Source organism: Pseudomonas sp. AP3_22 TE3818, from assembly GCF_053628995.1.
On the sequence record NZ_JBRJHL010000001.1, the window covers coordinates 2,171,648 to 2,185,181 of the forward strand.

Annotated in this window: 12 protein-coding genes; 6 read left to right on the top strand and 6 right to left on the bottom strand. The window is 61.0% G+C overall.

The annotated features are described in order from the left end of the window. Positions 1-51: 51 nt before the first annotated feature. Positions 52-1,146 carry a DUF1615 domain-containing protein gene (locus tag AB7M25_RS09895; RefSeq protein WP_429383362.1) on the top strand — a complete coding sequence of 365 codons (1,095 nt, stop codon included), beginning with the start codon at positions 52-54 and terminating at the stop codon, positions 1,144-1,146. Positions 1,147-2,124: 978 nt separating this feature from the next. Here the strand turns inward: AB7M25_RS09895 and AB7M25_RS09900 are convergent. Further along, positions 2,125-2,526 (bottom strand): hypothetical protein, encoded by a 402-nt coding sequence (locus tag AB7M25_RS09900; protein WP_007996958.1) that lies wholly within the window; start codon positions 2,524-2,526, stop codon positions 2,125-2,127. Positions 2,527-2,787: 261 nt separating this feature from the next. On the opposite strand from AB7M25_RS09900, the gene AB7M25_RS09905 reads away from it, so the two are divergent. Then, on the top strand, positions 2,788-3,411 hold the full coding sequence (locus AB7M25_RS09905; protein WP_429389947.1) for a glutathione S-transferase family protein: 624 nt from the start codon (positions 2,788-2,790) through the stop codon (positions 3,409-3,411). Between the two features lie 125 nt (positions 3,412-3,536). Here the strand turns inward: AB7M25_RS09905 and AB7M25_RS09910 are convergent, their stop codons facing one another. Beyond that, on the bottom strand, positions 3,537-3,977 hold the full coding sequence (locus AB7M25_RS09910) for a CBS domain-containing protein (RefSeq protein ID WP_007976812.1): 441 nt from the start codon (positions 3,975-3,977) through the stop codon (positions 3,537-3,539). Positions 3,978-4,308: 331 nt separating this feature from the next. On the opposite strand from AB7M25_RS09910, the gene AB7M25_RS09915 reads away from it, so the two are divergent. Continuing rightward, positions 4,309-6,669 (top strand): DNA polymerase II, encoded by a 2,361-nt coding sequence (locus tag AB7M25_RS09915; protein WP_429389949.1) that lies wholly within the window; start codon positions 4,309-4,311, stop codon positions 6,667-6,669. Here the strand turns inward: AB7M25_RS09915 and AB7M25_RS09920 are convergent. Both AB7M25_RS09920 and AB7M25_RS09925 read right to left on the bottom strand, forming a co-directional pair. Next, entirely contained in the window at positions 6,634-7,104 is a 471-nt protein-coding gene (locus AB7M25_RS09920; protein ID WP_429392889.1) for a DUF1810 domain-containing protein, read from the bottom strand. The genes AB7M25_RS09915 and AB7M25_RS09920 overlap by 36 nt on opposite strands. A gap of 25 nt (positions 7,105-7,129) precedes the next feature. Next, positions 7,130-7,951: an aldo/keto reductase gene (locus AB7M25_RS09925; protein ID WP_429389953.1), complete on the bottom strand. Its 822-nt coding sequence runs from the start codon at positions 7,949-7,951 to the stop codon at positions 7,130-7,132. Positions 7,952-8,170: 219 nt separating this feature from the next. Here AB7M25_RS09925 and AB7M25_RS09930 point away from each other — a divergent pair, with 219 nt between their 5' ends. The 3 genes from AB7M25_RS09930 to AB7M25_RS09940 all read left to right on the top strand — a co-directional run bounded on the left by AB7M25_RS09930 (position 8,171) and on the right by AB7M25_RS09940 (position 10,722). After that, positions 8,171-8,920, top strand: coding sequence for a hypothetical protein (locus AB7M25_RS09930; protein ID WP_429389955.1), 750 nt, complete (start codon positions 8,171-8,173; stop codon positions 8,918-8,920). 217 nt (positions 8,921-9,137) lie between these two features. Further along, entirely contained in the window at positions 9,138-9,923 is a 786-nt protein-coding gene (locus AB7M25_RS09935; RefSeq protein ID WP_218479234.1) for a sulfite exporter TauE/SafE family protein, read from the top strand. A gap of 247 nt (positions 9,924-10,170) precedes the next feature. Next, complete coding sequence (locus tag AB7M25_RS09940; RefSeq protein WP_429519446.1) at positions 10,171-10,722, top strand: DUF4174 domain-containing protein; 552 nt, start codon at positions 10,171-10,173, stop codon at positions 10,720-10,722. A gap of 194 nt (positions 10,723-10,916) precedes the next feature. Here AB7M25_RS09940 and ampC read toward each other — a convergent pair whose 3' ends face one another. Then, a complete protein-coding gene (gene ampC / locus AB7M25_RS09945; RefSeq protein ID WP_454238342.1) occupies positions 10,917-12,026 on the bottom strand; it encodes a class C beta-lactamase in 1,110 nt (369 codons plus the stop codon). Between the two features lie 159 nt (positions 12,027-12,185). After that, complete coding sequence (gene gudD, locus AB7M25_RS09950) at positions 12,186-13,529, bottom strand: glucarate dehydratase (protein WP_454237231.1); 1,344 nt, start codon at positions 13,527-13,529, stop codon at positions 12,186-12,188. Between the last annotated feature and the right edge of the window lie 5 nt (positions 13,530-13,534).

Here is a 13,534-nt window from a genome sequence, read left to right on the forward strand (position 1 = left end):
CCTGCCATTGCTCGTATGGTTAAGCCGGACCCAAGGATTAGATGGAACGACATGCAAGCCAATCGATTGATCTTCAGCATCGCCGCTTTGTTGATACTGGCCGGTTGCGGCAGCCAACGGACCCATGAACCGGCGGCGCGTAGTCCGGCCCAGGTGAAGGCTGAGATTGTGCGATTGCTGCCGGCCAACGCCGCCGATCCCCAGGGTTGGGCCACGGATATCCAGGTGGCATTTACCGCGCAAGGCATCTCGCCGACCACGCAAAACCTGTGCTCGGTGCTGGCCGTGACCGAACAGGAATCGACCTTTCAGGTCGATCCGAACGTACCGGGCCTGGGCAAGATCGCCCGCGACGAAATCGACCGTCGTGCCGCCAAGGCACACATTCCCGGCCTGCTGGTGAGCGGTGCGTTGAAGCTCGACTCGCCCAACGGCAAAAGTTACAGCGCCCGCCTGAATGCCGCGCGCAGTGAAAAGGAGCTGAGTGGCATTTTCGACGACTTCATCGGCATGGTACCGATGGGTAAAACCCTGTTCGGTGGTTTCAACCCGGTGCATACCGGCGGACCGATGCAGGTCAGCATCGATTTTGCCGAGCAGCAGGCCAAGGGCTACCCGTACCCGGTGCAGGGCTCGATCCGCCACGAAGTGTTCACCCGGCGCGGCGGCATGTATTTCGGCATCGCGCACCTGCTGGGGTATCCGGCGAGCTACCCACAGCCGCTGTACCGCTTTGCGGACTTCAACGCGGGTTGGTACGCCAGCCGTAATGCCGCGTTTCAGAACGCGGTGAGCCGTGCTTCCGGTATCCCGTTGGCGCTGGATGGCGATCTGGTGCGTTACGGTTCGATCATGCCCGGCACCACGGAACTGGCCGTGCGCACCCTCGGCAAGCAACTGGATATGCGCAATCCGACGATCCGCGAGCAACTGGAAGAGGGCAATACCCTGGCGTTCGAAGACAGCAAACTCTATCGACGGGTTTTCGAACTGGCCGAACGGGCCGAGGGCCGGCCGTTACCCCGTGAAGTGTTGCCGGGGATCGTGCTGCAAAGCCCGAAAATCACGCGCAAACTGACCACCGCGTGGTTCGCCAAACGGGTCGATGAACGTTACCAGCGCTGCATGGCGCGGGCAGGGAAGTAATCGGTTCTTCACGCAATCCCGGGCAACTGTAGGAGCCAGCTTGCTGGCGATGGACTCCAGTGCGCCGCGGTCATCCAGTTCACACGCGTAATCGTTAACGACCATCGCTGGCAAGCCAGCTCCTACAAGGGGCCATGCCCACACTGAAACTGTAGGAGCCAGCCTGCTGGCGATGGACTCCAGTGCGCCGCGGTCATCCAGTTCACACGCGTAATCGTTAACGACCATCGCTGGCAAGCCAGCTCCTACAAGGGGCCATGCCCAGGCTGAAACTGTAGGAGCCAGCTTGCTGGCGATGGACTCCAGTACGCCGCGTTCATCCAGTTCGTACGCGTTATCGTTAGCGACCATCGCTGGCAAGCCAGCTCCTACAAGGGGCCATGCCCAGGCTGAAACTGTAGGAGCCAGCTTGCTGGCGATGGACTCCAGTGCGCCGCGTTCATCCAGTTCGTACGCGTTATCGTTAGCGACCATCGCTGGCAAGCCAGCTCCTACAAGGGGCCATGCCCACGCTGAAACTGTAGGAGCCAGCCTGCTGGCGATGGACTCCAGTGCGCCGCGTTATCCAGTTCGCACGCGTTATCGTTAACGACCATCGCTGGCAAGCCAGCTCCTACAAGGGGTGTGCCCACGCTGAAACTGTAGGAGCCAGCTTGCTGGCGATGGACTCAAGTGCGCCGCGTTTATCCAGATCACACGCGTTATCGTTAACGACCATCGCTGGCAAGCCAGCTCCCACAAGGAACGTGCCCACGCTGAAACTGTAGGAGCCAGCCTGCTGGCGATGGACTCCAGTTCGCCGCGTTCATCCGGTTCACACGCGTAATCGTTGACGACCATCGCTGGCAAGCCAGCTCCTACAAGGGGCCATGCCCACGCTGGAAATGAAGCGACCTCCAAAACAGTGAAAGCTCCAAGCATAAAAAACCCGGCGGGAGAGGCCGGGTTTTCGTCGAGTCCTGCGGTAAAGCCCTGCATTCAAACAGCGCGGCTTTCGATCAGACGATCCGAACCGCCTTCAGCGACGCGGTTCTGTAGCAGCTTGTCGGAACCGCCTTCGGCAACGCGGTTTTGCAGCAGCTTGTCGGAACCGCCTTCAGCGACGCGGTTCTGCAGCAGCTTGTCGGAACCGCCTTCAGCGACGCGGTTTTGCAGCAGTTTGTCGGAACCACCTTCGGCCACACGTTTTTCCAGCAGGCGATCCGAACCACCTTCGGCCACACGATTCTCGATCAGGCGATCGGAACCACCTTCGGCCACACGGCTTTCAATCAGACGATCCGAGCCGCCTTCAGCGACCACAGGTTGAGCAGAAGTTGCGGCGAAAGCGTTAACGGCGAAAACCGAGAAAGCGATGCTGAGGAGGGTTTGGCGTTTCATGAGGATGTGCTCCGGGGTGCTGATGGGTGGGTATGGAGCAGATGTTACGCCGCGGATTTTTTAAGAGAACTTCATTGAGGTGATGATGAACATCGATGGCAGTGATAGGACCTGCGCCTTACCTCTTGTGAGCTTGATGGTGCGATCGTCGGATGGTCGCTGTGTGGCAGGTGGCGGCTTCTACACTGGATAGCTGGCGTGTTCCTCTGCCGGGACGCTTGATGAGGCACTGCAGACATCGCGGGGTGCAAGGAGACGATTATGTACCAGCTCTACGGCCATCAGAACTCCGGGGCCGCGGCCATCGAAGCCGCCCTTGAACTCTGTGATGTTCCTTATCGCTTCATCGATGTCGAGGCGTCCGCGGAGGCGGCCCATGCGCTGGAAAAACTCAATCCGCTCAAACAGATTCCGACCCTGCAACTCCCCGATGGCAGTGTCCTGACCGAGAGCGTGGCGATCCTGATTCACCTCGGGCTGAGCTTTCCCGCGTCGGGGTTGTTGCCCCGGGACCCGGCCGAGCGGGACCAGGCCATTCGCGCCATGGCGTACATCGTCAGCAATTGCTATGCGGCCATCGGCATGATCGATTACCCCGAACGCTGGCTGGCCGAGGTGGATGAGTCGTCCAGGCAGAACCTCATGGAGGGAACCCGCCGGCGCCTGCACTGGAGTTGGGAGGTGTTTGCCGACCAGTTTTCGGGCGAGCTGTATCTGGGCAGCGAGAAGCCAGGGGCCCTGGATGTGCTGACGGCGGTGATCTCGCGATGGGCGGGAAGTCGGGAGCATTTGCGCACTGCGCGGCCCGGGTTTTTCGCCTGGCTGGAACGAATCGACCGCCACCCGGCACTGGCACCGGTGTTCGCCCGGCATTGGCCAGCCTGAACACCGAATACCAAATGTGGGAGCGGGATTGCTCGCGAAGGCGTAGTGTCAGGCAGCATTAATGTTGACTGACCCACCGCTTTCGCGAGCAAGCCCGCTCCCACAAGGGGCTTTGGTGTGTCGGCTCACTCCCCGCGAATGTACTGCTCCAGCTGGCGAATCAGCTCCGCCTGTTCGGCAATCGCTTCCTTGACCAGGTCACCGATCGACAGCAGGCCGATCAATTTGCCGCCTTCGACCACCGGCAAGTGACGCAGGCGTCTATCGGACATGATGCCCAGGCAGGTATCCACGGTTTGATGGGTGTCGACGGTAATCACCGGTGACACCATGATGTCGCGCACGGGCGTGCCCACCGAGGAGCGGCCGTGCAGCACCAGTTTGCGCGCATAGTCCCGTTCGCTGATGATGCCCAGCACTTCATCGTTCTCCACCACCAGCAAGGCGCCGACGTTTTTCTCGGCCATCTTCATCAGCGCTTCGAGCACCATGTGATCGGGTTTGATCTGGTGCACTTCCTGATTCTTCTGATCTTTGAGCTTGAGCAGTTGGGCGACGGTTTTCATGGTGGTTACTCGGGTGTTGTCGTTGTCCTTGAAGAATCGTAGACGCAAGCGCTCAGGGCAAGGGCGAAAGCGGCAGATAACACGCAAAAAACGTCATTCGGCGGTTTTTCTTCGGTAAACCCCTTATTTCAGGCCAACGAACCACCTGTGGGAGCGGGCTTGCTCGCGAAAGCGGACTGTCAGCCAGCAAAGATGTTGACTGTGCTGGCCCCTTCGCGAGCAAGCCCGCTCCCACAGGATCGGTGTCTGCCTGATAGGCCTGCGGCAAACGCGCTATCCCTGCCGATGCCGGGTAGAATCACCCTCTGAATCAGTTTCGAGGTTTGCAGTGGTGGATCTACAGCAGGGCTTCGTCCTGACCCGGCATTGGCGCGACACCCCGGCCGGTACGGAAGTCGAGTTCTGGCTGGCGACCGACAGCGGTCCCCGGCGCATCCGCCTGCCTTGCCAGCCCTCGGTGGCGTTCATCCCTGCTGCGCAGCGTCTGCAGGCCGAAAGCGTTTTGCATGACGAGAAGAACGTCGAACTCAGGCCCCTGGCCCTGCAGGATTTCGACCACCGCCCGGTCCTCGGGCTCTACTGCCAGCAACATGGCCAGTTGATGCGCCTGGAAACCGCGTTGCGCCGGGCCGGCGTCGAAGTGTTCGAAGCCGACGTGCGCCCGCCGGAACGCTACATGATGGAACGCTTCATCACCGCGCCGGTGCGCTTCAGTGGCACGCCGAATGCCGAGGGCCTGCTGCTCGACGCTCAGATGAAGCCCGATCCCGACTATCGGCCGAGCTTGAAGCTGGTGTCTCTGGACATCGAGACCACGGCCCAGGGCGAGTTGTACTCGATTGCCCTGGAAGGCTGCGGCGAGCGTCAGGTGTACATGCTCGGCGCGCCCAATGGCGACGATAGCCTGGTGGATTTCCAGCTCGAGTACTGCGAGTCGCGGACCCTGCTGCTGAAAAAACTCAACGACTGGTTTGCCCGGTTCGACCCCGACGCGATCATTGGCTGGAACGTCGTGCAGTTCGACTTGCGGGTGCTTCACGAACACGCCCGGCGTCTGGCGGTGCCGTTGAAACTGGGGCGTGGCGGCGAGGAAATGCAGTGGCGCGAACATGGCAACGGCAACCATTACTTCGCTTCAGCCGCCGGCCGCCTGATCATCGACGGTATCGAGGCCCTGCGTTCGGCGACCTGGAGCTTTCCCTCGTTCAGCCTGGAAAACGTCGCGCAAACCCTGCTCGGCGAGGGCAAGGCCATCGACAACCCGTACCAGCGCATGGACGAAATCAATCGCATGTTCGCCGAGGACAAACCGGCGCTGGCCACATACAACCTCAAGGATTGCGAACTGGTCACGCGGATTTTCGCCAAGACCGAGTTGCTCACCTTCCTGCTGGAGCGGGCCAGCGTCACGGGACTGCCGGCCGATCGCATGGGCGGTTCGGTGGCGGCGTTCACCCACCTGTACATGCCGCTGATGCACCGTCAGGGTTTCGTCGCGCCGAACCTCGGTGGCAAGCCACCTGAAGCCAGCCCGGGCGGTTTCGTCATGGATTCGCAACCGGGACTGTACGAATCGGTGCTGGTGCTCGACTACAAGAGCCTCTATCCGTCGATCATCCGCACCTTCCTGATCGACCCCGTGGGACTGATTGAAGGGCTCAGGCACCCGGACGACAGCGAGTCGGTGCCGGGCTTTCGCGGCGCACGCTTTTCCCGCACCCGGCATTGCCTGCCCTCCATCGTCGCCCGGGTCGCCGAAGGCCGGGAAACCGCCAAGCGCGAACACAACGCACCGCTGTCCCAGGCGCTGAAAATCATCATGAACGCGTTCTATGGGGTGCTCGGCTCCAGCGGTTGTCGCTTCTTCGACACGCGCCTGGCGTCGTCCATCACCCTGCGCGGGCACGAGATCATGCTGCGCACCCGCCAGTTGATCGAGGCCCAGGGGCATGCGGTGATCTACGGCGACACCGACTCGACGTTCGTCTGGCTGCGTCGCGCCCACGGCCAGCAGGAGGCGGCACAGATCGGCCAGGCGCTGGTGGCGCACGTCAATCAGTGGTGGCGCGAGCATGTGCAGCAGGAGTACGGCTTGCAAAGCGTTCTCGAACTGCAGTTCGAAACCCACTACAAGCGCTTCCTGATGCCGACCATTCGCGGTGCCGAAGAAGGCAGCAAAAAGCGCTACGCCGGACTGGTGACCCGCGCCGATGGCAGCGACGAAATGGTCTACAAAGGCCTGGAAACCGTGCGCACCGACTGGTCGCCGCTGGCCCGGCAATTCCAGCAAGAGCTGTATTCGCGGATCTTCCTGCGCAAGCCCTATCAGGATTACGTGCGTGACTACGTGCGCAAGACCCTGGCCGGTGAGTTCGATGACCGCCTGGTTTATCGCAAACGCCTGCGCCGCACCCTCGATGACTACCAGCGTAACGTCCCGCCCCACGTACGTGCGGCGCGCCTGGCCGATGAGTACAACGACAGCCAGGGTCGCCCACGGCAATACCAGAACGGCGGCTGGATCAGCTACGTGATCACCGTTGCCGGCCCCGAACCGCTGGAAGTGCGCAGCGCGCCCATTGACTACGACCACTACATCACCCGGCAACTGCAACCGGTGGCGGACGCGATACTGCCGTTCGTCGACGACGACTTCTCAACCCTGATTGGGGGGCAACTGGGCCTGTTTTGAATCCATCAGCGACAAGGTCCAGTCATCCAGGATGCCGTGGAAGTACTGGTTCAAGGCTTGCTGGAAAAGGCTGTCGGCGGCATCGACCTGGGCGAACAGGGTCATCGAGGAATGAAACTTCAGGTCGTCGGGATGACCGAAAATTCCGGCCACCGAGCGCTCCCGGATGTTCAGCACTTCCTGGGTGCAGGTGCGCAGGCGGGCGCCGAGCAACGGATGCTCAAGGTAGGCCAGGGCCTCCTCTCGCGAACGGATGGCAAAGCGGCGCGACATCTCGCTGTCGCCGAGCCCGGCAAACTGCGGAAAAATGAACCACATCCAGTGACTGCGCTTGTGTCCGTTGTTCAGCTCGTTTTGAACCCGGTCGAATACCGGGTCCTGAGCCTGGAGAAAGCGTTGCAGATTGAACGGGTCCAGGTGGTCGGTGCTTCTCATGGCGAAGCTCTCTGACTGCGTTGGCTCAGACCATGGCCAGTCGCTGTTTGCGTTGTGGCGCATGAAACGCGTGGTCCAGCGCCTCCAGATCCCCGGGTTCAAGTTGCAGCGTGGCGGCCTGGGCATTGAGTCGCACGTGCTCGGGCCGGACCGCTTTGGGGATGGCGATCACGCCGTCCTGGCGCATTATCCATGCCAGCGCCACCTGTGCTGGCGTCACGCCGTGCCGGGCGGCCACCTGCTTGAGCGTGGCATTGGCGAGCATTTTTCCACCCTGGCCGATCGGGCAGTAAGCCATGACCGGCAGCCGCTGCTGTTGGCTCCAGGGTAACAAGTCAAATTCTATGCCGCGCTGCTCCAGATTATAGAGCACCTGATTGGTGGCGCAGACCGGGGCCTCCAGTTCCTGCAAGTCGTCGAGATCGAAATTGGACACGCCCCAACGACCGATCTTGCCGGCTTCGCGCAGGCGCTCGAAAGCGTCGACGGTTTCCTCCAGCGGATACTGGCCGCGCCAGTGCAACAGATACAGGTCAATGTAATCGGTACCGAGCCTGCGCAGGCTGCGCTCGCATGCCTGGGGAATGCCATGGCGGCTGGCGTTGTGCGGGTACACCTTGCTGACCACAAAGACGCTGTCGCGCTGGCCGGCGATGGCATCGCGGACCACTTCCTCGGCGCCGCCTTCGGCGTACATTTCAGCGGTGTCGATCAGGGTCATGCCCAGTTCGATGCCCAGGCGCAGTGCCGCGACTTCTTCCCTGTGCCGTGAGTGGTCCTCGCCCATCTGCCAGGTGCCCTGGCCAATGACGGGCACCTGGGCGCCAGCCAATTGAAGCGTGCGCATGCAAACCTCCTTTATGAATGCCGATGGTTATTTCAGTGGGCACCAGAATAGTCCATCGGTTCCCTCGCCGGGGTTGCCGCAGGCTGCGATCTATTGAGCTGTACCGCGCCGGTGATCGATTGGTGCGCTCCGATACTGCACTTTTTCGAAATGTCCGGCTCTATCCATGGCAGCCTGCGGCGATCCCCACCGTCGGCCCATGCCCAAGTTCAACAACCCATGGCTCGAGTTTCACCCGCGATCAGTACAAAAATCCGCCGTCATTGCCTGCTGCTGGCAGGTCTGTCGATGTTCTTCGTCACCGGTTGCAGCCAGCAGCAGGGCGGCGACATCTTCACCCAGATGCGCGAAGGCCAACCCCAGGAGTTCCTGCAGACCAGTGTCGACCGCATGGCCACCCTGACCATGCGCGACAACCTCGACAGCCTTTACCTGCTCATGGGCAAGCTCTACCTGCGCAACCCCGATGAGCTGAAAAAGTCCGGTTTCCTCGATGCCCGTACGGCTGGCAAGCAAGTGCGCATGGCCATTGAACAGCAGCAGCCATTACCGACCCTGGGCGGCAAAAAGGACCTGGCGGCCCTGCGTTTTGCCATGAGCCCGGAATTTCTCGGCGATCGGGTCGGAGCGTTCATCTATGCCATCGGCAGCATGCTGGTGACCGCCCATGGCAATCGCACCGAGTTCTACATGACCGATACGATCAACCCGGTGTTCGTCAGCAATGCCGCACGCAACATCGAGATTGCCACCTGGATCCTCAGCCAGCGACAAGACAAGGAAGGCCAACCCCTGCTGTTTTCCAACGAGATCTCGGAGGAGGGCAGCAACCTGAGCTTTGCCGTCGAGTTCGGCAAGATCGTCGCCCGCCTGGACCTGCTGACCCAGATGCTCGACGAGCGCTACCGGCGCATCGGCCTGAACTATGCCCAGAGCCTGTTGTTCCTGAATTTCCTGCCGGTGCAGTGAGCACAACACATATTCCTTGTGGGAGCGGGCTTGCTCGCGAAGGCGGTGGGTCAGTCAATATTAATGCTGCCTGACACTACGCCTTCGCGAGCAAGCCCGCTCCCACAGGGGGAATTGAGTTCAGGATATAAAGATAGATCGCATCGATATAACTGGTTATAAGAAATATCGCTATGCTGCGGGCCAGATTTCCCCTGCGATCTTTGTGGACGTATCAATGGATTTAGTGAACATCGGGTTGGTCGTGGCCGGGTTGGTGGTTGGCTTCATTGTCGGCATGACTGGCGTCGGTGGCGGGTCGCTCATGACTCCGATCCTGCTGTGGTTCGGTATCAACCCGGCAACGGCGGTCGGTACCGATCTGCTCTATGCGGCGATCACCAAGTCCAGCGGTGTACTGGTTCACCGAAAGAACAACAACATCGACTGGGCGATTACCGGTTGGCTGACCCTTGGCAGCGTGCCGGCGGTGGCACTGACGTTGTGGTTCCTGAGCACTTTGCACTCCAGCCCCGATGCGATGAACGCGATCATCAAGCAGGCCCTCGGCTTTGTGTTGTTCGCCACGGCGCTGGCGATCCTGTTCAAGAAGCGTCTGCTGGATTTTGCCCACAAACGTGCTGGCGGCCACTACAACCCCAGCGGGTCGCGCCTCAATGTCCTGACGGTCATCACTGGCCTGGTCCTCGGCACCATGGTCGCGCTGACGTCCATCGGCGCCGGTGCACTGGGCACCGTGGCCCTGTTCATTCTCTATCCGATGCTGCCGACCCGCCGCCTGGTCGGCACTGAAATCGCCCACGCCGTGCCGCTGACCCTGGTCGCCGGTCTCGGCCATGCCAGCATGGGCAACATGGACTGGCACGTCCTGGGTTACTTGCTGGTGGGTTCGTTGCCGGGGATTTACCTGGGCAGCCACCTGACCGGGCGCATCTCCGACGAACTGCTGCGCCCTTGCCTGGCGACCATGCTGTTGCTGATCGGCTACAAGCTGGCGTTCTGATTCAATTGGTTTACGCCAGCCTCCTTCGCGGGTGCATGCCCAGTCGGTGCCTGTCCGGGCACCCCTTGGGACCCGCTTGATCCTTGATCTGCCTTGAACTTTGTAAGTCCTGAGATGACCCCGAGCTGTTGCGCAATGACCGCCCTGACCTAAGCTTGGGACAAGGCGAAAAAATTGCGGTACGTCACCCGGAACGATCGCCGCGATGCGCAATCATTAGAGCGTGGATATCAAAAAGGAGATGCGCATGCTCATCAGGTCACTGACCATGGCTATCTTGCTGGCGATTGCCGGCACCTCGTTCGCCGCTGATGACGGCTCACCGCTGGACATGGACAAGGGCAGGGCCCGGCCACTGATTGTCATCGCTCCAAGCACTGTGGATCCAACCTGGGTCAGCCTGAAAAAGTCGCTGGATGAACCGGCCAACCGCAAGGGGTTCACCGACCGCAACATGGTGCTCTACACCGTGCTCAACCTGATGGGCCAGCGCGACGGTAAAGACCTCGGGCCCCAGGACACAGCGGCGCTGATCCGCTCGCTCAAGCTGGGTGCTGGCGCCAAGACCAAGGTGATTCTGGTCGGCAAGGATGGCGAAAAGAAACTTGAACAAACGGAGGCCATCAAGCTGGACGAGATTTTCAGCGCAGTCGATCAGTTGCCGGCGGCCGAGAAAGAATTTACCCCGACAGTGGCCGTTCCCGTCGTTGAAGCCGAGCCGGCTGCCAAAGGCGCAAAGCCCGGGAAAAACAGCAAACCGGCCAAGCCCGCCAAGCCGCCAGAAATGCCGGATGATTGATCCGGCTCTGAATTCTGTTGGTAAGCAATTAACCTGTGGGAGCGAGCTTGCTCGCGATGGGGACCTGACATTCAACATTTATATTGACTGTTGCGACGCCATCGCGAGCAAGCTCGCTCCCACAGGTTTCGTGTGTTAACTGATCAGTATTAACCTCCAGAGGTCGTCTTTTTCTCTGGGAGCGCAAACCAGGCTTACCGGGCAAGGGCGCTGAGAATCTGATGCGCAATCCTGACCCGCTGCGCATTCGGGAAGTTTTTGTTGGCCAGCATCACAATGCCGATCTCCTTCGATGGCACGTACACCACGTAAGCGCCAAAGCCACCGGTTGAACCTGTCTTGTTGATCAACACGTTCTGCGGCTGCGCTTGCGGCGGGTGCAGCCACTGGACTTTGTGCGCCTGCATGGCCATCGGCGTGGAGTTGCCGTCCAGCAAGCGATCCAGAGTGATCGGGTAGCGATACATCTCCCAGCCCAGGCCCTGGGTCATGTCGCCAACGCTGTAGTACGCGCTATGAGTCAAGGCGATGGCTTGCTGCAACGGCTTGTCCAGAGACGCCGGCTTCATGTTTGCATTGACGTAGGCCAGCAAGTCAGAGGCGCTGGTTTTCACCCCGTACGCCTCGGAATCCAGCGCGCCCGGAGTGACCCGCACCGGCTTGTCGTCCTTGTTGTAGCCCTGGGCGTACAGCGCCATCTGGTCCTGCGGCACATGCACATAGGTGTGCTTGAGGCCCAGTTTCGGCAGCAGGGTGTTCTCCATCAGGTCATCAAAAGGCTGGCCCATGCTGTGGGCGGCGAGGTAGCCGAACAGGCCGAGGCTGGGGTTCGAATACAGTCGGTGGCTGCCGGGGGCGTAGAGCGGTTTCCATTGTTTGTAGTAGCCGAGCATTTTGTCGGCCGAATCAGATTCGGCAGGAAATTGCAGCGGCAGGCCGCCGGCGCTGTAGGTGCCCAGTTGCAGCACGCTGATGTGGTCGAAAGCGCTGCCGCGCAAGGCCGGCAGGACCTGGCTGGCCTTGTCCGACAGTGACAGTTTGCCGGTGGCCTGGGCGTAGGCGGCGAGGGTGGCGGTGAAGGTTTTGCTGACCGAGCCGATTTCGAACAGGGTGTCCTTTGTGACGGGGCTGCCGGTTTCTTGCGAGGCGACGCCATAGTTGAAGTAGTGCGCTTGGCCGTTGACGGTGACCGCCACGGCCATGCCCTGAATGCCCTCGGCCTGCATCACCGGTTGTACAGCGGCGTTCACCAGCGTCTCGATTTGATCCTGTGCCACGCACTGGCCTGCGGCAAATATCGCCATGCCGGCGGCGATGGTTTTCAGCCTGTCCATGTTGGATTCATCCGTCGTTGATTCAGTTGCGCGCCATTTTAGGGGGTTAAGCGCCAGGCTCCGAGCGCTTTTTAAACCGGCCGCCAACAGGCGACCACGCGCAACCCTTGATTCAACTCACTTGGCGTTTCAACGCACCAGGCACGGCCGCTTGTTATCGAACGTCCAGCCCGGGATCAAAAACTGCATGGCCACACTGTCATCCCGCGCACCCAGGCCCATGCCTTTGTACAGTTCATGAGCTTTGGCGACCTGATCCATATCGAGCTCGACCCCCAGCCCAGGTTTCTGCGGCACCTGCACGCAGCCGTCGACGATTTGCAGCGGGGCCTTGGTCAGGCGCTGGCCGTCCTGCCAGATCCAGTGGGTGTCGATGGCGGTGATCTCGCCCGGCGCGGCTGCTGCGACATGGGTGAACATCGCCAGGGAAATGTCGAAGTGGTTGTTGGAGTGCGAACCCCAGGTCAGGCCCCATTCGTTGCACATCTGCGCCACGCGCACCGAGCCCTGCATGGTCCAGAAGTGCGGATCGGCCAGGGGAATGTCGACCGACTGCAACTGGATCGCGTGGCCCATCTCCCGCCAGTCGGTGGCGATCATGTTGGTTGCGGTTTTCAGCCCCGTGGCCCGGCGGAATTCAGCCATGACTTCGCGTCCCGAGTAACCGTTTTCTGCCCCGCACGGGTCTTCGGCGTAGGCGAGCACGCGGTGCTGATCGCGGCACAGGCGGATGGCTTCTTTCAGTGACCAGGCACCATTCGGGTCAAGGGTGATGCGCGCATCGGGGAAACGTTCGGCGAGGGCCGTGACCGCTTCGATTTCGGCGTCGCCGCTGAGCACGCCGCCCTTGAGCTTGAAGTCCTTGAAGCCATAACGCGCGTGCGCCGCCTCGGCCAGGCGGACCACCGCATCGGCGGTCATGGCTTTTTCGTGACGTACGCGGAACCAGTCGTTGTCGGCGTCTGGCTCGCTGCGGTAGGCGAGGTCTGTTTCGTTGCGATCACCGACATAAAACAGATAGCCAAGCATCTTCACTTCATCGCGCTGCTGGCCTTCGCCAAGCAGGGCGGCGACCGGCACGTCCAGGTGCTGGCCGAGCAGATCGAGCAGCGCGGCTTCGAGGCCAGTGACGGCGTGGATGGTGATGCGCAGGTCGAAGGTCTGCAATCCGCGACCGCCAGCATCGCGGTCGGCGAAGGTCTGGCGTACCTGGTTGAGAATCTTCTGGTAAGTGCCGATCGGGCTTCCGACCACCAGGCTGCGTGCGTCTTCCAGGGTCTGGCGAATGCGCTCGCCACCCGGCACTTCGCCGACGCCGGTGTGGCCGGCGTTGTCCTTGAGGATCACGATATTACGGGTGAAAAACGGGCCGTGGGCGCCGCTGAGGTTGAGCAGCATGCCGTCGTGGCCGGCCACCGGAACAACCTGCATGCTGGTGATGATCGGGGCTTTGGCGATGTCGTGTGCGGTCATGTTGT